Here is a 21288-nt window from a genome sequence, read left to right on the forward strand (position 1 = left end):
CCGCAACAATGCACAGCGACGCCTTCGACCTCAAAGCCCTGATCCGCCCGGTAGTGGACTTCCCCAAACCGGGCGTGATCTTCCGCGACATCACCCCGCTGTTCCAATCGCCGCGCGGGCTGCGCTATGTGGCCGACCAGTTCATCGAGCGCTATGTCGAGGCTGAGTTCAGCCACATTGGTGCCATGGACGCGCGGGGCTTTTTGATTGGTTCGATCATCGCCCACCAGTTGAACAAGCCGCTGATCCTGTTCCGCAAGCAAGGCAAGCTGCCGGCTGACGTGCTGAGCGAGGGTTACCAGACCGAGTACGGCGAAGCCTTCCTGGAAGTGCATGCCGACAGCCTGTGCGAAGGGGATTCGGTGTTGATTTTCGATGACCTGATCGCCACTGGCGGTACGCTGCTGGCGGCGGCCAACCTGGTGCGTCGTACCGGGGCGCAGGTGTTCGAGGCGGCGGCGATCATTGATCTGCCGGAGCTGGAGGGGTCGCGCCGGCTTCAGGCCGCGGGTGTGCCAACCTTCTGCCTGACCGAATTCACCCTCAGCGAATACTGAGTTGGCTTTTGGGGCTGCTTTGCAGCCCCAGCATTTTTGAATCAGAGCGAAATTGGCCGCCGCCCTGCAAAGGCATGGGCCAAGGTCCCGCCATCCACCATCTCCAGCTCGCCGCCCAGCGGCACACCATGGGCAATCCGAGACGCCACCAACCCCTTCTCGCTCAGCAATTGCGCAATGTAATGCGCCGTGGCCTCGCCCTCCACCGTCGGGTTGGTCGCCAGGATCACCTCGGTGAAAGTGCCCTGCTCCTCGATGCGCGCCATCAGCTGCGGAATGCCAATTGCCTCCGGCCCCAGGCCGTCCAGCGGCGACAGGTGCCCCTTGAGCACAAAGTAGCGGCCACGGTAGCCCGTCTGCTCCACCGCATACACATCGGTCGGCCCCTCGACCACGCACAGCTGGGTATCGTCGCGGCGCGTGTCGGCGCATTGCGGGCACAGCTCCTGCTCGGTCAGGGTGCGGCACTGGCGGCAATGGCCAACCCCTTCCATGGCCTGGGTCAGGGCCTGGGCCAGACGCAGGCCGCCGCTGCGGTCACGCTCGAGCAGTTGCAAGGCCATGCGCTGGGCGGTTTTCTGACCGACACCCGGCAGGATGCGCAGGCCGTCGATCAGTTGGCGGATGAGGGGGCTGAAGCTCATGGGAATGGCCTGACAAATCAATAAGAGGCGGTTTATACCCAGCAGGGGCAGTGGCGTCAAATCACATCACCCAAAGCCTGCGCGGCCTGCAGTTAGGTGAGAGCAACTGCCTTGCACAAAACGGGAAAGCTAGCGCGGTCACAGTGGGAGCGGGCATGCCCGCGAAGCAGGCTGCACGGTGGATGGCACGGGCTTCGCCCGTGTTCGCGGGCATGCCCGCTCCCACAGTGATCGTGCAAAATTTCAACGTTTGAGCAAAACAGTTGCTCCCACATAAAAAGCAGACCGCGCCTGAGTTGAAATCTTCGCAAAAAAAACCGCCGCTGATGTCAGCGGCGGTTTCCGGTCTCGCAATGCCCTTAGAACGGCATCTTGAAGCCCGGTGGCAGTTGCATGCCGGCGGTCATGCCGCCCATCTTTTCCTGGCTGCTCTGCTCGATCTTGCGCACGGCATCGTTCAGCGCGGCGGCAATCAGGTCTTCCAGCACTTCCTTGTCGTCCTCGTCGGTCGACATCAGGCTTTGGTCGATGCTGACGCGCTTGACGTCGTGACGCCCCGTCATCACCACGCTCACCAGGCCGCCACCGGACTGGCCGGTGACTTCGGCGTTGGCCAGCTCTTCCTGCATTTTCTGCATCTTTTCCTGCATCTGCTGGGCCTGCTTCATCAGGCCGGCCATGCCACCTTTCATCATGGGGGTATACCTCGATTGGGTCATGTGATGCGGCCCGGCGCAGGGCCAGCCGCATGGTTATCGGTTACTGGCCCTGTTTGGCCAGGGCCTCTACAGGCTCAATAGTATCCTGCCGCACCTTGGCACCGAACAACTTGATCATCTGCTGGATCAACGGATCCTGCTCGATAGAGCTGACCGCGTCCTGCTGGCGCTCTGCACGCTTGCGCGAGGCCGCCTGGGCCGGGGTTTCCTGCTCGGGCAGGATCAGCTCGATGCGCAGGTTCAGCGTGCGCCCCAGGTGCTGGTTGAGCGCTTCGTTCAGGCGCCTTTGCTGGGTCGAGTTGAACAGCGCGCCCTGGCCAGGGTCCAGGTGCAGCAGCCAATCGTCGCCATCGGCGGCAATCAGCGTACAGTTTGCCGCGATGTTGCCTGTCATCCCGGACACAGGCAACTGTGGGAATAATTCCAGCCATTGCAGGGCCAGCCCGGTGGCCGGCTTGGCTGCCGGCAGCGGTTCGGCCGCCGGCTTGGACACCTCTTCCTGCACATGTTCGGCCAACTCGTCCAGGTAGCTGAAACCGACCGGGTCGCTTTCACCACCGTAATAGTCTTCGTCCAGCGGCGGCTCATCGTCACGATCCATGCCTACGGCTGCGTAGGCGGAGGGGTCGAAAGGCGGCTCGTCGTGGGTCGCGGTGGCCTGGGGTGCCGGCGCAGGGGCAACAGGCTCGGGCGCTGGTGCGGGCTCAGGCGCAGGTTCAGCCGCTACCGGCGCGGGTGCAGCTGCCGGCTCTTCCCACGGCAGGTCGACCACCTGCGCAACAGGCTCGGGTACGGAAATGGCCTCGATCTCGGCCTGCAGCTCAACGTCTGGCTCGGCCTCCGGCTCATGGTCGGCTGTCGCAGGTGCAGGCACTTCGAGCTGTGGGGCAGCCGCCACAGGCTCTGCCGGTACGGCCGCGACAGGCGATGAGGGCGCGGCCGACGCCGAGGCTGCCACCGGCGCTGCAGGATCAGCTGTGGCTTGGCTGATCCCCACTGGCTTTAGCACCGGTTTCGGCGCGTCGTCGGTATCGGCCGGGCGGAACGCCAGCATGCGCAGCAGGACCATCTCGAAACCACCACGCGGGTCCGGCGCCAACGGCAGGTCTCGGCGGCCGATCAGGCCCATCTGGTAATAGAACTGTACGTCCTCGGCGGGCAAGGCCGAAGCCAGCGCCAGCACGCGCTCACGGTCGCCCTGGCCGTTGTCCACTGCCTCCGGCAGCGCCTGGGCAATGGCCACACGGTGCAGCACGTTCAGCATCTCGGCCAGCACGCCAGCCCAGTCGGGGCCCTGCTCGGCCAGGTTGCGCACGGCCTCCAGCAAAGCACGGGCATCGCCTTCGAGCAACGCCTGCAACACGCCATAGACCTGGCCGTGATCCAGGCTGCCAAGCATGGCCCGCACGTCAGCGGCCAGCACCTTGCCTTCGCCAAAGGCGATGGCCTGGTCGGTCAGGCTCATGGCGTCACGCATCGAGCCATCGGCCGCACGGCCTAGCAGCCACAGGGCATCCGGCTCGAACGGCACGTTTTCGGCGGCCAGTACGTGGCTGAGGTGTTCAACCACCCGCTCCGGGCTCATGTTCTTCAGCGAGAACTGCAGGCAGCGCGACAGGATAGTGGCCGGCAGCTTCTGCGGGTCGGTGGTGGCGAGGATGAACTTGACGTAGGGCGGCGGCTCTTCCAGCGTCTTGAGCAAGGCGTTGAACGAGTGGGTCGAGAGCATGTGCACTTCGTCGATCAGGTAGACCTTGAAGCGCCCACGGCTCGGGGCGTACTGCACGTTGTCCAGCAGTTCGCGGGTGTCCTCGACCTTGGTGCGGCTGGCGGCGTCGATCTCGATCAGGTCGACGAAGCGGCCTTCGTCGATTTCACGGCACACCGAACAGGTGCCGCACGGCGTCGATGTGATGCCGGTCTCGCAGTTCAGGCACTTGGCGATAATACGGGCGATGGTGGTCTTGCCCACGCCCCGGGTACCGGTGAACAGGTAGGCGTGGTGCAGGCGCTGATTGTCCAAGGCATTGATCAAGGCCTTCAGCACATGGGCCTGGCCGACCATTTCGCGGAACGAGCGCGGACGCCATTTACGTGCAAGAACCTGATAACTCATCGAAAAACCATCGTAGCCTGATAGAGCGGAAGATCGCTAATGCTAGCGGAGCGGGGGCAAAATTGCACCCTGCGCGCGTCGTCTACGCTTTGAGACAGGCGCGTTGTTCAGGGAGGATACGCCTTTGCCAATTCTGCTGGCGCTTCTGATGCTCTGGTCCGCTTACAGCCTGGCGGAACAGCCGGTACTGCGCTTCTCTGTGGCCGAGAGCTGGGGCATGCCACTGGTGCGCCTCGAAGGCGACCAGCCAGTGGAGGGATTGCTTTACGACCTGACACAGGCCGTTGCCAAGGAAGTGGGCGCACGTCCCGAGTACCACGTCATGGCCCGCCTGCGCCTGGAGGAGGCCATGAGCAGCGGCGACATCGATGTGCGTTGCTACGTCAGCACCCGGTGGCTCAATGACCGACCGGGGGATTTTGTGTGGAGTATCCCGCTGATTCACCAGCGCGACGTGCTGGTTGGCCGCGTCAGCGACAGCACCCCGATGCCGCCGGAGCAGCTGCCACCCCAGGCTATCGGCACGGTGCTGGGCTACACCTATTCAACCCTGCAACCGCTGCTGGACAAGGGCCAGCTGCACCGTGAGGACAGCCGCAGCCAGTTGCTGGTGCTGCAAAAGCTGCAGGCCGGGCGGTATCGGCATGCGGTGAGCAACCAGCTGTCGTTGCAGTGGTTCAACCAAGGCTTGCCAGCCGAGCAGCAATTGCAGGCGCTGGCGGTGCTGGAAGAACAGGACCTGGGGTGCATGGTGCGCAACGATCCGGCGATACCGACACAAGCGCTGTTGCGGGCGCTGGTAAGAATGAAGCAGTCGGGGGAGATCGAGCGGATTGTGCAGCGGTATGGGGGAGCGGGCGACCCGGACAATATGTCTGTGGCCCGGCCCTGATCCGGCCCATCTGATGGAAGGCAACCCTCGCGAAGCTTGCGCGCCCCCTGTGGGAGCGGGTTCACCCGCGAACACCGGCAAAGCCGGTGCCATCCACCGCGGCGCCTGCTTCGCGGGTGAACCCGCTCCCACAGGGTTACTCGATATCCCTGCTATCCAGACTTACTTCAAGACCAAAATCACTGGCTTCTACGCTCAAACGCCAATGCCACCGCATCCGCCTGCCCCCAGGCAATCTGCATGGCCCGCAACCCATGCTCCAGCAATTGCCTGGTTTCTTCGTCCTGAATGCGCTCAAGCGCCCGACGGCTATCGCTGTAGGCGAACATCAGGTAGTGGGAAACATTCATCAGCGCGAACTCCATCGGCACGATGCCTTCGCTGATGGCGCGGGAAAGGGATTTGCCTTGGGGAAGATCGAAGACGTGGGGCGGATCGGGGACCAGTTTTTTCATGACAGCTCCGTGTTGGCTGTGTTGTCCCCTTCTGCTTCCACGCATTAGGGTGGCAACTGTACGCGGGGTGGAAGACCAGGCACACGGTAGCCCCGGCAGGTACGAATACCTCCCGCGCACAGCCGCCATAAATGACAACTGTCCCGTGTGCCGCCCAGGCTTCCACACCCGATCGCTGAACTGACAGCGACCGCGAAAGCCTAGTGGGCGAGGTTGACCGGGACAATCAGACGGGAGTCGACGGAGATCGTAGGATAATTCGCTATACCTGCCTGATATGTAGGAGCTTTCTTAAATTGATATCAGATCCGCCTGAAATTACTCAGACGTGACGTGCATGACGACCTTTATGGCAGTTGGACTACAACACTCACTGGAAGACGGCGGTTTCGCGCCCAAACCAAACCGCACACAATCATGCACGACCCCTGGCACCTTCGCCGCAACAGAATAGACAGCCCGATGCATCAGGATGATCGTGAACATCTCGAACTTGAGAAGTTACAAAATGAAGGCCGCAAGTTAAGGGCCGAGGCACAGAAATTTGTAGCAGAAGCGCGTAAGCTCAGGCACGAGGCGTTCTGGTACCCAATCGCAACGGGTTCAGCAGTTGTCACGACCATAGTTGGCGTAATGGCACTGGCCAGCAAGCTCTGAGCTTCGATCAATCCAGCCACAATGGAGTAGCAAATGCATCGCGCCGCCCAGGATCACACCAGAAGTGCACTGAATGAAGCGGAAGCGTTCGCCGAAGAAATGCGCAACCTTCGAGCGTCTTCGCCATGGACAGGTGTGCTTCTGTTTTACATCGGCGCAGTTTCTACGGGGTTACTGCTGTTAGCAGGCATGCTGATTTTGCGCTCGCTCTGACCCAGCTCACTGCCGTTACACCAAAGCCCGTAAATACGCACTCAAAAATAACCCCACGCCAAACACAAAATGCGTAACTAGGCTCTTCAGGCAGTTACGCGCAGGTGTCGGCGTTCTGGACGCAAAGAACCCCGCCCCCATCACCGGCTGCATGAAGCACAGCGGCGCCACGACCGTCCCCACACCGACAACTACCGCAGGCAGCAAAGTAGGCGACAGCAACCAACCCTCTCCTACGATCACAACCAGCAGCACCGCGAACAGCACGCCGATGGCGTAATGAATCACCCATCCCCACACCAGCTCATTTCGCACCGGTTCGGCCTTGGCAATCGCTTGATGCCGAACGCGCCCGTTGAGCAAATGCCCCGCCCAACGCCCGACCATGGCGAAGTTCAATGTGGCCACACCCAGCCGCCTCAGCAGCAACCCCCACAGGTCCATCACCACCGTGGCACCGATGCCAATCGGCAAAGCAGCTAGAAACATCGCAGTAAACGTCATTGAACAAGCCCTCGAAGGTTGACGGTCAATACCCATGCCGCGCAGCATAGAAGTTGAAGTCAACTTCAAGTCAAGGGCCGGAAATGGACATTGCCGACGTCGCCAAACGCACAGGCGTACCCGCATCGACACTGCGTTACTACGAGAAGAAAGGCCTGCTCAAGTCGCTGGCCGGGCGCGGCCAGCGGCGGCAGTTTGCGCCTGATGTGGCAGACCGGCTGGCACTGATCGCCCTAGGGCAGGCTGCGGGATTTTCGCTGGATGAAGTGGGGGCGATGCTGGTGAACCTGCAGGTCGACCGGCAGATGCTGATCGCCAAGGCGGACGAACTGGATGCGCGAATCAGGCGGTTGAAAGCGATGAGCAAGGGATTGCGGCATGCGGCGCAGTGTCCTGAACAAGATCATCTGGCATGCCCGAAATTCCAGCGGCTGATGAAGCTGTCGGCGGCCGGAGCATTGGGCGAAAAGCAGGCAAGAACGATGGCGTTCGTTGCAGATTGAGGTTTTCGGACCCCAGAAATGGAGGCGGCCCCACCAGCCACACCCCGGCACTCGATGTTCCCGCTATGGCTGCTCCCTTCCGGGCCTGACCAGGTGGCATGCAAGCATGCTCGGGAATCAATGCAGGCCTTATGGGGCAAGGGTTTCAGGCTGATGGGGTAGCAGACGCTCTACCCGTGCAGACACTCAGCACGGTCGTTCAAAGCTTGGGGTGTAGCCAGCACTGTCACACTTTGCTGTAACACTTTGGTGTCACACCCATGGCCTATCTGATCCGACGCAAAGCCGTCTACTACCTGAATCTCAAGCTGCCTAAGCACCTCTTCCCGAGGTGTCACACTTTGCGTTTGAGCCTGAACATCAGGCATAGGCAGAGCGCCTTATTCCTCGCCACATCCATCGTCCAACGGCTACATGGCCACATCAGCGAGCACCCACTAACAGACCTTCAGACGCTTCGTGCGTTATGTTCGCAGTGGCGGAACTCAGCCCCGACACCAGCCATTCCTCTTGCACCACGTGCGACTTCGACTGCCCCAGTGAAGGTCGGAAGCGACAGCCCAACCCTCGCCACTCTATCGAAGCTCTATATAGAAGAAGGGAAACGCGGCGGCACATGGCGGCAAGTCAGTGCGGATGAAGTCGAGCGTGCCTTATCTGACCTGTTCGAGCTGATGGGTGACATGCCTGCTCTGGCCTTCGATGCCCAGCAAGCACGCCTGCTGAAAGAACGACTCAGCCGCTGCCCCCAGTACTTCGGCTTACGACCTGAGTTCAAGGGCAAGACACTGAAGCAAGTGGTCGATTCAGGCAGCACGTACAAGACCATCACTGCCGTCACCGTGAACAACCGGCTACGCAAGCTGACCGCCTTCATGAACTGGTGCAAGGCCAACAGCTATATAGAAGAGAACCCGCTAGCCGGCATGAAGGTCATGACGGGATCAGCGAAAGAAGCACGCCTGTCATTTGACCGCCGCGATCTGGCAGTCCTGTTGGATTATGAGGCGCTGCGAAAGGAAGCACGCAAGCACCCGTGGCGCTACTGGCTGCCACTAATGGGAAGGACGACCGGGGCACGACTGGAAGAGCTGTGCCAGTTGCGGGTAGACGACTTCATCGAACAACAGGGTATCCAGTGCATCCGTATTGATGACAGCCAGGAAGGTCAGAACCTGAAGAACGCCAGCAGTCGTCGCTTACTCCCTCTGCACCCTACCCTGCTTGATCTGGGCCTGCTTCTACACGTTGAGTCAGTCAGGGCAAGTGGTGCTGATCGGCTATTCCCCGAACTGGAAGCAGTGCGCGGGAAGCTGGGTCACGCTCCGTCGAAGTGGTTCGGTCGCTACAAGATCAAGCAGGGTATTGCCGATACCCGGAAGACCTTTCACAGTTTCCGTCATACGCTAATTGATGACCTACGGGACGCTGGGGTGCAAGACTCGCTTATAAAGCGGATCGCTGGGCACGAGGATGGAGCGGTGACGTTCAGCGTGTACGGCAGCCGGAGCCCCCTTAAGGCCATGGCTGATGCCCTGAAGCACATCGCCATCAACATGCACACAGAGGGCGGCCTTTCGTAGCACTAACCGCCCTGACCGGACTTGATGCTCACCGAGTCCGCTGCCGACTCTCGGCTACTTTTAGATAATCATAAATTAACTTCTCGGTAATACTTAGGGTATGTAACACAGCAAGATTACGATAATGAAGAAAATCCACATAAAAAAATCCCGTCCGGGCCAGCAAATACAGTCCAATACACACAACATGCAGAAATGTAAACTTAAAAAGTTGTTGCATAAAAAAAATACCTAGCTAGTATGGCGCCACACAGAGCGACGGCGGCAACAGCAAGACCAAACTCCGCACTGTTAGACCCAGCATAAAAAGCGAATATCTTTATACGCCGACCTCGAAAGCCAATGCTTTCCATACTCACAACCACAAGAGAAACATGATGACTTGATATCTAAGCGACGGACAACTACACCTTGCACAACACCTACAAAGGAGACCACGATGAATTAGTCAACCGCAAAAACATCATAACGCGCCAAATACTAAATATATCCTCTCGCCCATACATGCTCACATGCAGAGCACGGGAGAGACTTGCCTAAAAACGGTAAATAGAAACATGAACACAAAATACAAAATGCAACATAGCAGTACCTTCACTAATCGCAAACATCGTCGGGCTGCCTCAAAGCGTCCGAGCGGTAGCTATAAGGAACCGGTACCAGTGGTTAGCTGGGAGAACGGTCCAGTAGTAGGACCTACTGTTTACAGTACAGATATCGCATTACTGACTGGAAAGACTCATTCTCACGTCATGTCGGAAATTGATGCTTTGCTGAAAAAACTTCAATTGTGCCCGAGTGATTTCTTGACAGAGTCAATCGATTCCACTGGACTGTTGGTACCTAGCTTCAAACTACGCTGCGATGACCCAATGGCACTGCACTCTGAACCAAAAGTCATACAAGCCATAATCAATCAATATGTGTTCGTTCAAAACGAGCGGACACGCGAACTACAAGAGCGGCTTAGCGAACATGCTGAGAAAGTTGAGTTTTATGATCTCATGAACGGATCGAGTAAGGCCTTCAATCTGGGAGTTGCTGCCAAGACTCTGGACACTGGAAAGACACGGCTGCTTCATTACCTTCGCAAGCATGGAGTTCTTACAGCAGGCGGTTACAAACAGAACCTTCCATATCAGGCGCACTTGGACAGCGGACGCTTTAAAGTAGAATGGGGCTTTTACGAGGACTCCGATGGCAATCGCAATCTCAAGCCAATTCCACTTGTAACTGGAAAAGGACTGATCTGGCTTCAGCAGCTTATCGAAAAGCATGGTCGTACTGGACTCTAAATAACCAAGAGCCAAATAGTCACAGACGTCCTTTTGCTGCTCAGATAGCCTTGACACAACAGAGTGCTAAAATAGAAGTGACATTCTACTTGGACGACTTCATGAACCGACCTGGAAGACATATGCTTCAAGGGTGACTCGTATCAAACCAAGACACCCTTTAGCACTTCAATTCGCGCACTGCAGAACTGCCCTTAGCTAGCAAACTGATTACTAGCACCTAACACAGTGCAGCAACCACGCTGAACCCACAACAAATAAATGCAATACCAACCGAGCTCAGTAAATATCTAAACCGAGCCACGAACACCTATCAACTGAAGAAACACAAAATGAAAATTGAGAAAATGAACAGCATCCAACCCCAAAACTTTGTAACCATTAGCCCTTCCATGAACATTCTCATCAAGCAACTGACATACACTCAATACATTGTTCCAGTAACCGGGCCAATTGGAGAAATCTACGAACACGGCGAGATAACCCAAATTCTGGCTGATGCAACAGCTAAAGATGAAATTCACATTCAACTGTCGTCACCTGGTGGCAGTCTTGAGACTTGCGATTATCTGTGCCGTCGCATGGATGAGTGCGAAGCGACGATTGTAGTAGAGATTGGCCTGACCTGTGCCAGTGCCGCATCAGCCATCGCATTGCATGCCGATGAATGGGTGATCCACGACAGTAGCACGATGATGGTTCACGCCTGTTCTTATTCGCCGGGTTACGGCAAAGAGTCTGATGTAAGACTGAGCGTTGCCTATACGGAACGTGTAAACCGTGAATGGGTCGAACGAACTTACGCAGGATTCCTGACGGATGAAGAGTTTGTAGACATTTTGGATAATGGTAAGGATTTGTATTTCTTCGCTGATGATCTTCGTGAGCGCCTGCCAAAATACGCTAAGTACCGAGCCGAGCGGTAAGCTGAACACATTGCAGAGATACAGCAGTACCTGAGCGAGCAGCAATACCTCAGCAATTTGAACAAAACAGCATCCACTCACAAGCACCAAACCATAAAAACCTCAAGGACTGCATATGAGATAACCACAACACCACTGAAATGAATCATGAAAACTAGCGTTACGCCTAAAGCAATCGACACTACAACCGCAGAACAGACCGCTATCCAACTTCGCAAGACGGGTGCAACCTACGCCCAGATTAGAGAAGCTACTGGACTAACTGAGCGTCAAGTAAAAAAAATAGTAAAAGGAATAACAAAGGAAAAACGACCACGAAGTGCTACCTCGAGAGCGGAGTTGCCGTTTACCAAGTCTGTCGAACGAGTACTTCCGCTAGCGACCAGAAGCCAAGGCATCCGAGATTATGAGCTCCGAAGCATATTACACGAAGAGTATGGCTGCACATGGAACACGTCAACAGGCAAATATGAAAGCAATCACACCCCAAGCCACATTAAACGCGTAAAGCAAAAAGTTCGTGAACAAGCATCTGACCTGGGCTGCAACGCGTTATTTCTTCCTGACTGGATTGACGATTGTCACCCACGGGCAAGTAGTGAATACTTGATAGCCGCCGCTACCGACTTATGGAGCAGGGTGGATGAGTATGTAAATGAATACATGGCATTGCATGGCACATCACAAGATACTGACTACCAACATTACATGCTTACCCGCAGGAAACAATACTACGCGGTGCGACAACATCTGCTAAAACTAGCGATCCCGAATTATGGTGACGAGCCCGTAGAAAAACTCCTGCATAGAACAGCCGCTCTCGTTGGTGAACTGGACGGAAATTCCGACACCCCGGTAAGTGAATGCACCCATGACACAGGAGCACGAGCATCACCGAGGAAACCGGAGTATCACCCTGAGCCTTCCCCGCGTGACGTATTCCTTGACTTTATACAGGCACAGGGATGGATCAAGGCCTGAGCAGCAGTGGTAGTCGAGAGCCACTCTCATTTGTCCTGAAATCGACATTCACGCCCACCATACCAAGTGCATGACAGATTTCGGACACGCGAACGGACATCGGTAAGGTTATCTACTGAGGTTGGTTAATAGTGGCGTCAGCGCCAAGTATAAAACCTGTGCCTGAAGCACGGATAGCACTCTATTAAGCAGGGGAAGAAAGGGGCAAACCCTTTCCCCGCTCTTGATCTTGCTTCTAACTCTACAGTCATCGTGTGCAGCACGACCTAGTAACGGTACGTTAGAACCAACACTACAGCTCAAGCTTAGAGGACTGGGGGCTCTCGCCACTGCCCCCACTTTATTAATTACCATAATTTAAGAAAAGTTATAACTCTATAAGTTGGGAGCAGAGGGGTGCACCAGCACCCACCCATCACCCTTGCTTAAAACTTCAGATCAGTGCCGTGACGAGCCGTCACACATTAACACCCATTGTGCAGGCTGATAACACTGTAGAGCCAGCCACTGCTCTACCACACACTCTGGCACTATGGGCAAGACATCACCGCTGCCCGCACTATCGGGTATATGACCATAACTCTAATGCCAGATAGCAATATGCGAGACACACCACAAGAGCACCTTGAAAATAAAGTTTCAAAATAGGGCCAAAAACACTTGACACCTATACCGGCATGGTAAGCTAGATATTAGTTGAGCGAGACTGGCCACCAGCTCTCATCATTGCCTGCAACGGGCATTAGCGTACAGACAAATAGTACACAGCCTGACAACTTGATAGAAGCCTAACCCGAAGCTCGCAATAGGCGACGGGTTTTGTATTGCCACGAAGAAACACTTACACAAACAAGAGCACATATATGCAAAAGAGTTATCCATTGCAGCGGAAGTCTTGCGACCACTGCAACAAGACCTATTACAGTCGGTCACACCGTTCCCGCTGGTGCAGCTCGGTCTGCCAGACGAGAAACCACAGAGCAAATAATGCAACCAGCCAAGAGCAGCTAGAACAACAGTATCTTGCTCAGGAAGCAACAACCAATGAAACAGAACCCCAGGAAACATCTCAACAATGAATGACACAGAATACACATACGGTGAAAAAGTCATCGAGTTCTTCAAGCACGATGAAGCAGAGCTAAGCCAGCTGATAGAGCGAAAGGTGGCACGCTACCACGCCAATGCTCAAGGGCTGTACTTTAAAGACCCAGCTGCCAATATCGAGTGGGTGTGCAAGAAGCCTCTTCATCTCGCCCTGCTCGACTTACAGGAAGAATGGCGAAAGGGCTACACCCTCCTCAACGCCCGATACGACACACTCGACTTCAAAGCCCAGCTGCGAAAGCCAGACAAGGTGATTAAGTCTGAGCTTCGTACGCTAACTGAGCAAGCACGAGCCGACTACAACGAACTTCGGTATGAGCGGAATGCAGCGGAAACAGCTCGCCAAGTGGACATCACACTGTCTATTACTCGTCGCCGTGAAGAGAAAGCCCTAGCCGCCACCAAAGTAGCCACTGCAGAAGCTGAAGCCGCAGCAGCCGAGGCGATGGCACTGGCAAAGATCCAACAAGACCTATTAGATGAAGAAACAGCGCTGGCTGATCTAGTACGCGCCTACTCAAAATCACAAGGGGCGAGCTAATCGCCCTACATACCTGGAAACACCCTTGAACTTTTTCGCAGTACATAAGCAGTCGAACACAATTCAACGTGTCATATCTTCAAGCTTCACGCCCACCAACACCGACAACACTACCTTCTATGCAGCAACCGATGGTCGATTGAGTCAGTATTACGCCAGGCTTAAATTTGATACCCCTATCGACATATACTCAATCATCGGCAAACCAAAGACTCCAGAGATCCTGCCGCTGACACCAGAAGGCAAGCTCGCACTTACAGACTATGTACTGAAGCATCACCAGCATGAGACAACCGAAGCAATGGCATCAGCATGGCGGGTGTCAGAGCGGACCATCAGAGACATCTTGTCCAAGCTTACCACCCCCCTACCCTTGACTACCCTACAGGGCTAGGGGGTGGTAGCCCTCTGGAAGCCACGTATATAGGGGCTTGTAGAAGCACTGTCGGACTAGTCTGAGATGCTGGTGGCAGAGTTACAAACCCACCATTCAATGTATATGCCCAGCTTCATCGCTGCCTATATCGGCACGTGGTATCACGTTCACCATCCAGATTCCAGCTGATACGAAATACATCTTCTTCAGCTCCCCGGTTGACCGCACCATCGGGCTAATGAAGAAGGCAGGCACCGCCCACACCTTCCGAACGAATATCGAAGGCACAGCTGAGGTCTATGGGTTCAGAGACTCACCACCACAAGCATCTGGCAACGTGGGGTTCCAGCTCTTTGATGAGAACGCAAACCTGACCTTTGACGCCGGCTTTAAACTTCATGAAGCCTGTTAACGTCTTCACCGTACCAACGACAGGTGTAGAAGTTCAGCCTTGGCCAAACGCTACCCGCCAGTACGCTGTAGGCTTGGGTGTGTACCCGAAGCAATGGCGTGGTGCTTCACACGCCGGTCTCCCGTGGGGCATTTCGATGTCGTACTGTGTTCGTGTCGGCCCTAACTCTGGCGGTGGTGGGCTCACTGCTATAGCTAGCCGACCGTGGGGCAGTGCTGGCAGCCCACCACCAAGCACAACACCACTTGCATCTCCACCAACAGCAATGACGGTTGATGCAACGGGGCTTTGATTGATCAGCACCCACAAGAATTAAACAGTTCGTAGAGCCGGGCAAGTGTAATAGATTTCAAACTGAGAAATACCTGAAAGTTTTTGAGTTTTTGGAACTGGCCGAATGCAATAGTTGTCGACTTTTTGGAATACATAGAAACACTAGACACACACTACGAAAAGTAAGCATAGATTCAGTGCAAGAGAAAATTTTAGTTAGTGTTCGAGTTTTTTATACTTAGTGTTCGAGTTTCCTAGAAAACCCAACCAAAGTGCCAGCACCCGATCAAAAAAAATTCTACCAAACCGCTTGACAAGCTCTCAGGCACGCCGCTAGCTTGAAATAAGAATTCAACCGAAGGAGCATGTCAGTGCATACCGAAAAGCCCGACCTAAGTGCCGATGAAGACAAATGGCGAGAATATGCCAAAGCAGGATGCGAACACTTGAAGCAAGAACTTTCTGGATTTCTTCAGAAGGAATTTGGCTTCACAAAGCCCAAGGTGGACCGCTACCTATATGTCGCGCTAGGTTCGACCGTTAAAGCCGATAACGGCCAACGCGACTATGATCTCTACTTACGGCTTTTCCCACCCTTGGCAGTTGGCTGGCCTCAGGAAACACTGGTACTTGCACGACTAATCTTTGTAGCCGAACGCAAAGGCCACGGTCGAAGCTTATTGAATTTCCTTGTGAATCTCGCACCAGTGATTGGATACAAGTACATCGCCATCGAGGCAGCAAACGATAAATCGAGCGCTTTCGGAAAACGCTTTGGATTTGAACTTTACAAGGGCAAGAACGGCTGGCTTGGCCCTATCGATAACATTCAACAAGCGCTTCTCTAAAACCAAGTTAAAACTTATCTGGTGACCGCGCAGCATTTGCTGCGACGGCTAACTCGGCTGACTTATTAGAACATGACATTTCAGAAGAGCTGGACACAGTGAACCGTGTTCAACGTAGACTGCTGCCTGGGCTAACAACAGGAACTCCAGCGTTGATAGCAGCCGCTGAAGTACTAACGGAAAACTATTACCATAACTAATCCAGTCGATCACGCTTCTGAGCCGTCTAGATGCCGCTACACGGTCACAGCCCAGTGTTTCCGGGCACCTGCACTATACGGGGTCAAGCGAACAGCCACTTTCCCGGCTATTCCAAAAGACTCATATGGAAATGAAACTTGACCAGCACATGAGCCCCGCCAGTGGCGGGGCTTTTTTACATCTACAAGGCATCTGAAACCTATTACATTGGTTGAACGTTCGTTGAAACAGTTGTAAAGTGACATCATCAGCCACCCGCAAGGAATCACCCACCATGGAAGTTGTTGCCTACTACCGCGTATCGACCAAGGGCCAGGGCGAGTCGGGCTTGGGCCTCGACGCTCAGCGGGAATACATCAAGTTGGCCGCTGAGCAACAAGGCTGGATGGTGGTGGCAGAGTTTCAAGATGTGGGTATATCAGGCTCGATTCACCCATTAGAGCGCCCAGCAGGTTCTAAAGCTTTCAAAGACGGGCGCCCTGTAGTGGTGGCCAAACTGGACCGGCTAAGCCGTGACGTTGAACACATCGCTGGCCTTATGAAACGGAGCCAGTTCATGGTGGCGACCATGCCCAAAGCTGACACAATGCAACTGCACTTGTTCGCAATGCTAGCTGAACAAGAACGCCGCTTCATCAGCGAACGCACCAAGGCCGCTCTGAAGTCATTGGAAGCTCGTGCCGCATCTGGTGACGCTGAAGCAGTGCAGAAGATTGAGAATCGCAAACAGGCTCTCGTTAAGGGCCGTAGCAAGCTGAACAGAATCAAAGGGCACGCTACGCAGCGTCAGCAGGCAGACGACCGTGCAGCACTGGTAAAAGATGCTATAGAACTGTGTGTTCTCAAGGGAGCCAAGAGCCTACAGGCGGTGGCTGACTGCCTGATAGCACGTAACGTACCTACTGCTCGTGGTGGGCAATGGTCACCAACTACTGTGATGCGTGTGATGCAGCGTCTGGGCTTGGAACTGACTAAAGCAACGCGTGCCTCTGTAAGATCGTAAGAATCGATTCCAGCGACGTTCCGGGGTAAACTAATCAGCCCCATAGATATTCTGAAATCATGCTATGCGGCTCTCTATGGGCCTGCCAGAAGCACTAAGCACTGACCCACACTTGGCTACCTTTAACCAGTCTCCCCGACGATATTCCAGCCCCGGTACACTGCCGATATTCTGCTGCAAGCGAAGGTCCGTAGTGAATTTGGCATAGCGTGTCCGGCTGAGCTGAATACAAAGCCCTCATGGGCCTACTGATAGAACACTGAAGCACTACAGGCTTGACACAGGCGCAGTGTTCGAAGGCACTCAATCATCCACAATTTTTTAAGGGTGATGTAGAGAGCGGGACTCTACCGGCAAGAAATCGTACAGCATAAAGACCTGTGTGCCGTGCTGGGGATCAGCCTGACCGAGCTAGCTATCAGAGCAGACCGTAACTGAAGCCGGCTGTTGGTGTACGCTATAAGCCCACCCTCATGACCACACAGGATGCCGCAAATGGATGATAAGGCCGCTGCTACTGCTGATGCCCTAGAACTGCTGCACATGAACCAGGCAGCATTAAGGGCAGCCATCGAAGAGCTAAGCACTTGGATACGACAGCGAGGGTCTGTGAATGTCCATGACAACGTGATTATCGCCCTTCAGGCACTCGACACCAACGCAGATGCCATCTCCTCGACCTTAGAACGCCTACGCACATAGCCGCCTTCGAGCGGCTTTTTGCTAGCTGCCATATTCTGGAATCGAAGCGAATAACATGGAATTGGCTCGGGAATGGCTCTTAAACCTCGCCCCCATACTGCTGGGTTCTCAGCCGCCCACATTGCCACGCTGCATCTGACACAGAGCGCTGAACGCAAGCTTCCATTGAACGCCAATTGCGAACAATTTTCGAGATCGAAGCCATCAGGTCATTGGCATAGGGATTAATTTTCAGCCAGGATGAGACCGGAACAACCGACAGATAAAAGAACTTAAATTATATCTGTCGATAGTCCCAGACAACTTGAAATTGCGTCAGCCTACTACTGTTCGCCGCGCCTTATTTCTAGATATTGCCCTGGTGTCTTTTGCAGAATTGTATGCAGCAAATGCTTTAGCCCCAAGCTTTCCAAGCTGCTTCAGCATCAGCTCCACATCTGAATCTCTACGCAGAACTTCTACGAGAAACTTGACCAGCTTCCTCTCATCCAAAATATTACGAGCGTGAAAACAAACAACAGCCAACCCAGTTCTATCTATCGCATGCGGATTTGCCGATGAAGGTTGATTTATGTATTCCTTGATTTTCTCAACTTCAGTCTCGGACAATACAGGAGCCCAATAATCACGCTGAAGCCCCACAGCCGTGGAAAGAGCAAAAGCTGCTAGCCCCTTAAAATTATTTGAGCCATTAAGCAATTGCCACAGAGCTGAATTTAGTGAATTTACGCTAGGAATTAAAAATTCCCGCTCGGCATTCAGTCGAGATAAGGACCAACACCAGGTAGCAGCATAGGATACCGCTGCTGAACGATGACTAACTAGGCGCTCCGAGGCTTCGAACAGATTTAATGGTGTGGTTTTATCTTCACGGGAGCTATCGTGCCACAATGCCCCTACATAGGTCATCAAACCAAAGCAAACCACACGATCACTATCATTAGACAGGGCCACAAGTGTATCTTCGACAAATTCTTGACTATTAATATAATCGCCACCCTTCATGTACGCCAAGAAGTTTGACAAGGTATTTTTAATCCATGTCTCATCATCCCAATCCATGGGTTCAAATCGCTTCCAAACTTCATCAAGAAAGTCGATAGCGTAGGGGCCACGGGCGAACGCACGCCAATCATAGGGCTGCCTGCAGCCTCTAGTAAAATAGGCTAAAAGTGGCATAGTTTCACTAAGCTCTTGCGACTCCAACTGAGCTTCTTCCACGAGCATCTGAAACAATCTGGCTACGGGTGCTGGGAGAGTCCCAGGATAATTGTTCCACTCGCGAGAACCAGCAAAAGCTTTCTTTTCCTGAGCCTTTTTGTAAAGCTGCTTAGCCTTCACTAGTAATGCTGCCGCTATAGGGCTAGCTCGTTTACCCGCAAGAACAGCAAGCATAGGAACAACTTCTTTCCACTCATCACTTACAAGCTTTTTCGCAACAGGCCTAATTATTGAATGTCTCGGACTGTAATTATCGTAATGGCCATCCGCCAACGCTACTGAAGCAAGATACTCCTGAAAGGTTAAATGTCTAAACTGGTAAAAAGGAACAGTCATACCATTTTCAATTTGATGTCCAGCCTCAAGCAAGAGACTCGACCTCAATTCCACCCGTTTCAGAAACTCATAGGGCGTATCCTTCGCATACCTTGAGATGAGAGGTACCGTCGATCGAGCCCTCTCTAATATCGTTAGTAATTCTTTCTCTGTAGCCGTCTGTACGCCTCGCTGCATAAGCTCCAAAGCTATGTAAGCTAACTGCGGGACTGCCTCCCAGATATTGAGAGGCTCATGCCCCTTAATATTCCACGTATCAAGAAGCACTTCAACCGCTCGCCCGTATAGGCTAACTTTGTTCGGAGGCAGCCTACCCGCTCCGTGCTTCACAACAAGCAACATGGTCAATAGCAGAGGATTCTCTGCAAGCCTTCTTAGTGACGACGTCTTATGCAAATGGTTAGCTAACTCAAGCGCATCCTTTTCTGACTCTTGTGACCCAGGAGCCATTAATCTATGCCAGTGAAGGGATAGCTCCTTAATTGCTGCATGACTCAGAGGAGCTACTCGCCACCTTTCACAAAAGCCCGCAACTTTAGCTGCAACAAGATTAAACCCAGCCTCTCTGCTTGTAATCACCACACGAATCTTCGGAAAGTCGCTTAAGAACTTTTGAAGATTGTCAACAAAAATTTCACGGTCCGAGTTTACGTGAATTTCGTCTAAACCATCAATCAGGAGTAGAACACGCCCACTTTTCAACCTTGGTAGTATTGCAGAAGAAAACTTTGACAAACCTGGTTGCCCAGTTATATCCGCAAACTTTTTAAACAAAGTTAAGATAGGAAGCTGGATATATTCCCTCCACTCCCGACATCTAATCAAAACCGGGACCGTGTCAATTTCTGGTAGATTATCCTCACTATTAGCGCGCCGAGCTGGGCTAGCGTATGCGACGGCAAGACGTTTCAAAAGCAGGGTTTTGCCACCACCCGGCAATGCCAATAACGCGAGGCCTTTGGTTCTCTCAAATACATCACCAAATGTAAAAGGCTCTTTATGTTCATCCAACCATACCTTGAGCTTTTCTTCTCTATCTGGATCACTCTCAGGAATATCCGGCTGACATGCTTCCAGCTGCAAGGGAACAAACAGTTTCTCTAAATCGAATCTACGCTGGGCAGTGTCCATGTCAGTTTTAATACCTTCGATGGTCATCTGCCCACAATCCCTAATTAGAAAATTCCTATACTCATCAATAATTGACTCATATGCTCCAGAAGAGATATTGGCTGCATTACTTACCTTAGAAATACCGGGAGGCGGCCGGTCAAAAATCGACGAAATAAATTCAGGCAAATCTGCATGGCTTCCACCGTAACTCAAAGGATCTACAAAACCATGCCAAGTTTCGTCAGCGTGCCTTGATACATACTGATCATCAGTCACCAGAGCGTAATGCTGGGGAGCTGCAGATTTCATATTCTCTCTCAGCCAAGTTATTAATGCCGAGAAGTTAGGATCGGCGAAGGTGTCACCGCAACCAATAAACAACAATCGTTTGAAAGTACTGAGATTCCTTTGAATGAGGTTTCTTGGCTCACTAACCACGGCATCGTCATAATCACTGATACCTAAAACGCAAGATTCAGGCTTCCTCCATTGCCCATGCAAGTGAAGAATACCTGTCGTCTCTCTACGTACCCATTCGGTAGATTTACGGAGATCTGTCAGATCAATGGCGGGAAGGCCAGTTACTTTTTCTAAAAGTCCATCATAGTTCAGTGTACAGATAGGGGTTCCGCAGGCTGTTATTTTTCGAATTGCCTCTTCTAACTTAGAATTATCGGTTCTTTCATCACTAAAAACTGTCTCCAGCCAACGCGCATATAAGTCTCCAAACGGCGCCCCCAGTTTTCTACCAACATACTCAGCTGCGCCAAGCATGTCATCGAGATCATCAGTATATAACGAGCCATGCCATCGCTCATTTTGTTCAGCATTAATCTTCCCTTTTTGAAGGGCACATTGAAGTCCGTCTGCAATTAGCCCCTGCCAAGATAGGGCCGGCCGCTTATTTTTAGTTAACCCTATACTTACTCCGGTCCCAATCACTACAATCAAATCACCGACTGCTATATCCTGCTTTAGTTTTTCAATGACAGCGGCTGTCACAACACTCATGATGCGTCCTTTGCGTTGGCTGATTTGCATATCGCTGGGCTCCCACACTCGCATAGACCTTGATGGGCCAGAGAGTCGCCAGCTAGCGGTTTCAGTGAA

General features: G+C 53.5%; 20 protein-coding genes. 14 read left to right on the forward strand and 6 right to left on the reverse strand.

The annotated features are described in order from the left end of the window. Positions 1-8: 8 nt before the first annotated feature. On the forward strand, positions 9-557 hold the full coding sequence (locus JOY50_RS00130; RefSeq protein WP_019473383.1) for an adenine phosphoribosyltransferase: 549 nt from the start codon (positions 9-11) through the stop codon (positions 555-557). Positions 558-598: 41 nt separating this feature from the next. Here the strand turns inward: JOY50_RS00130 and recR are convergent, their stop codons facing one another. The 3 genes from recR to dnaX form a co-directional block, all read right to left on the reverse strand. After that, the gene (gene recR / locus JOY50_RS00135) at positions 599-1201 is read right to left on the reverse strand and encodes a recombination mediator RecR (protein ID WP_114170166.1); all 603 of its coding nucleotides are present in this window, start codon (positions 1199-1201) and stop codon (positions 599-601) included. Positions 1202-1560: 359 nt separating this feature from the next. After that, positions 1561-1896 (reverse strand): YbaB/EbfC family nucleoid-associated protein, encoded by a 336-nt coding sequence (locus JOY50_RS00140; RefSeq protein ID WP_016488349.1) that lies wholly within the window; start codon positions 1894-1896, stop codon positions 1561-1563. Positions 1897-1960: 64 nt separating this feature from the next. Further along, a complete protein-coding gene (gene dnaX, locus JOY50_RS00145; protein WP_138737461.1) occupies positions 1961-4036 on the reverse strand; it encodes a DNA polymerase III subunit gamma/tau in 2076 nt (691 codons plus the stop codon). A gap of 148 nt (positions 4037-4184) precedes the next feature. On the opposite strand from dnaX, the gene JOY50_RS00150 reads away from it, so the two are divergent. After that, on the forward strand, positions 4185-4928 hold the full coding sequence (locus JOY50_RS00150; protein ID WP_405045957.1) for a substrate-binding periplasmic protein: 744 nt from the start codon (positions 4185-4187) through the stop codon (positions 4926-4928). 179 nt (positions 4929-5107) lie between these two features. On the opposite strand, the gene JOY50_RS00155 is transcribed toward JOY50_RS00150, so the two are convergent. After that, a complete protein-coding gene (locus JOY50_RS00155) occupies positions 5108-5383 on the reverse strand; it encodes a hypothetical protein (protein WP_243054618.1) in 276 nt (91 codons plus the stop codon). A 417-nt stretch (positions 5384-5800) separates the two neighbouring features. On the opposite strand from JOY50_RS00155, the gene JOY50_RS00160 reads away from it, so the two are divergent. Beyond that, complete coding sequence (locus tag JOY50_RS00160; RefSeq protein ID WP_405045958.1) at positions 5801-6040, forward strand: hypothetical protein; 240 nt, start codon at positions 5801-5803, stop codon at positions 6038-6040. Positions 6041-6073: 33 nt separating this feature from the next. Further along, a complete protein-coding gene (locus tag JOY50_RS00165) occupies positions 6074-6253 on the forward strand; it encodes a hypothetical protein (protein ID WP_243054619.1) in 180 nt (59 codons plus the stop codon). A gap of 15 nt (positions 6254-6268) precedes the next feature. Here the strand turns inward: JOY50_RS00165 and JOY50_RS00170 are convergent, their stop codons facing one another. Next, positions 6269-6757: a DUF2938 domain-containing protein gene (locus tag JOY50_RS00170; protein ID WP_243054620.1), complete on the reverse strand. Its 489-nt coding sequence runs from the start codon at positions 6755-6757 to the stop codon at positions 6269-6271. Between the two features lie 83 nt (positions 6758-6840). Here JOY50_RS00170 and JOY50_RS00175 point away from each other — a divergent pair, with 83 nt between their 5' ends. From JOY50_RS00175 to JOY50_RS00220, 10 genes are all read left to right on the forward strand, one after another. After that, a complete protein-coding gene (locus JOY50_RS00175) occupies positions 6841-7260 on the forward strand; it encodes a helix-turn-helix domain-containing protein (RefSeq protein ID WP_132845307.1) in 420 nt (139 codons plus the stop codon). Between the two features lie 260 nt (positions 7261-7520). After that, positions 7521-8843 carry a site-specific integrase gene (locus JOY50_RS00180; protein ID WP_243054621.1) on the forward strand — a complete coding sequence of 441 codons (1323 nt, stop codon included), beginning with the start codon at positions 7521-7523 and terminating at the stop codon, positions 8841-8843. A gap of 557 nt (positions 8844-9400) precedes the next feature. Beyond that, positions 9401-10138 (forward strand): phage antirepressor KilAC domain-containing protein, encoded by a 738-nt coding sequence (locus JOY50_RS00185; RefSeq protein WP_243054622.1) that lies wholly within the window; start codon positions 9401-9403, stop codon positions 10136-10138. Between the two features lie 332 nt (positions 10139-10470). Further along, the gene (locus JOY50_RS00190; RefSeq protein ID WP_243054623.1) at positions 10471-11064 is read left to right on the forward strand and encodes an ATP-dependent Clp protease proteolytic subunit; all 594 of its coding nucleotides are present in this window, start codon (positions 10471-10473) and stop codon (positions 11062-11064) included. Between the two features lie 147 nt (positions 11065-11211). Further along, positions 11212-12045: a hypothetical protein gene (locus JOY50_RS00195; protein WP_243054624.1), complete on the forward strand. Its 834-nt coding sequence runs from the start codon at positions 11212-11214 to the stop codon at positions 12043-12045. A gap of 1075 nt (positions 12046-13120) precedes the next feature. Then, positions 13121-13693, forward strand: coding sequence for a hypothetical protein (locus tag JOY50_RS00200; RefSeq protein ID WP_243054625.1), 573 nt, complete (start codon positions 13121-13123; stop codon positions 13691-13693). 25 nt (positions 13694-13718) lie between these two features. Then, positions 13719-14087, forward strand: a complete 369-nt coding sequence (locus JOY50_RS00205) for a hypothetical protein (RefSeq protein WP_243054626.1) — start codon at positions 13719-13721, stop codon at positions 14085-14087. A gap of 1038 nt (positions 14088-15125) precedes the next feature. Next, positions 15126-15602 carry a hypothetical protein gene (locus JOY50_RS00210; protein WP_243054627.1) on the forward strand — a complete coding sequence of 159 codons (477 nt, stop codon included), beginning with the start codon at positions 15126-15128 and terminating at the stop codon, positions 15600-15602. A 475-nt stretch (positions 15603-16077) separates the two neighbouring features. After that, a complete protein-coding gene (locus tag JOY50_RS00215; protein WP_243054628.1) occupies positions 16078-16806 on the forward strand; it encodes a recombinase family protein in 729 nt (242 codons plus the stop codon). Between the two features lie 495 nt (positions 16807-17301). Next, entirely contained in the window at positions 17302-17508 is a 207-nt protein-coding gene (locus JOY50_RS00220) for a hypothetical protein (protein WP_243054629.1), read from the forward strand. Between the two features lie 315 nt (positions 17509-17823). Here JOY50_RS00220 and JOY50_RS00225 read toward each other — a convergent pair whose 3' ends face one another. Next, positions 17824-21219 (reverse strand): SIR2 family protein, encoded by a 3396-nt coding sequence (locus tag JOY50_RS00225; RefSeq protein WP_243054630.1) that lies wholly within the window; start codon positions 21217-21219, stop codon positions 17824-17826. Positions 21220-21288 lie beyond the last annotated feature (69 nt).

It is taken from the genome of Pseudomonas sp. BP01, from assembly GCF_022760795.1.
Lineage (GTDB): Bacteria > Pseudomonadota > Gammaproteobacteria > Pseudomonadales > Pseudomonadaceae > Aquipseudomonas > Aquipseudomonas putida_Q.

Bases quoted from the DNA above. Each gene is read 5' to 3' on its own strand.
- JOY50_RS00215 (WP_243054628.1), top strand. From the start codon at position 16,078: ATGGAAGTTGTTGCCTACTACCGCGTATCGACCAAGGGCCAGGGCGAG.
- JOY50_RS00150 (WP_405045957.1), top strand. From the start codon at position 4,185: ATGCTCTGGTCCGCTTACAGCCTGGCGGAACAGCCGGTACTGCGCTTC.
- JOY50_RS00160 (WP_405045958.1), top strand. From the start codon at position 5,801: ATGCACGACCCCTGGCACCTTCGCCGCAACAGAATAGACAGCCCGATG.
- dnaX (WP_138737461.1), bottom strand. From the start codon at position 4,036: ATGAGTTATCAGGTTCTTGCACGTAAATGGCGTCCGCGCTCGTTCCGC.
- JOY50_RS00140 (WP_016488349.1), bottom strand. From the start codon at position 1,896: ATGATGAAAGGTGGCATGGCCGGCCTGATGAAGCAGGCCCAGCAGATG.
- JOY50_RS00225 (WP_243054630.1), bottom strand. From the start codon at position 21,219: ATGCAAATCAGCCAACGCAAAGGACGCATCATGAGTGTTGTGACAGCC.
- JOY50_RS00155 (WP_243054618.1), bottom strand. From the start codon at position 5,383: ATGAAAAAACTGGTCCCCGATCCGCCCCACGTCTTCGATCTTCCCCAA.
- JOY50_RS00220 (WP_243054629.1), top strand. From the start codon at position 17,302: ATGGATGATAAGGCCGCTGCTACTGCTGATGCCCTAGAACTGCTGCAC.
- JOY50_RS00195 (WP_243054624.1), top strand. From the start codon at position 11,212: ATGAAAACTAGCGTTACGCCTAAAGCAATCGACACTACAACCGCAGAA.
- JOY50_RS00200 (WP_243054625.1), top strand. From the start codon at position 13,121: ATGAATGACACAGAATACACATACGGTGAAAAAGTCATCGAGTTCTTC.
- JOY50_RS00185 (WP_243054622.1), top strand. From the start codon at position 9,401: ATGAACACAAAATACAAAATGCAACATAGCAGTACCTTCACTAATCGC.
- JOY50_RS00170 (WP_243054620.1), bottom strand. From the start codon at position 6,757: ATGACGTTTACTGCGATGTTTCTAGCTGCTTTGCCGATTGGCATCGGT.
- JOY50_RS00130 (WP_019473383.1), top strand. From the start codon at position 9: ATGCACAGCGACGCCTTCGACCTCAAAGCCCTGATCCGCCCGGTAGTG.
- JOY50_RS00165 (WP_243054619.1), top strand. From the start codon at position 6,074: ATGCATCGCGCCGCCCAGGATCACACCAGAAGTGCACTGAATGAAGCG.
- recR (WP_114170166.1), bottom strand. From the start codon at position 1,201: ATGAGCTTCAGCCCCCTCATCCGCCAACTGATCGACGGCCTGCGCATC.
- JOY50_RS00175 (WP_132845307.1), top strand. From the start codon at position 6,841: ATGGACATTGCCGACGTCGCCAAACGCACAGGCGTACCCGCATCGACA.
- JOY50_RS00180 (WP_243054621.1), top strand. From the start codon at position 7,521: ATGGCCTATCTGATCCGACGCAAAGCCGTCTACTACCTGAATCTCAAG.
- JOY50_RS00190 (WP_243054623.1), top strand. From the start codon at position 10,471: ATGAAAATTGAGAAAATGAACAGCATCCAACCCCAAAACTTTGTAACC.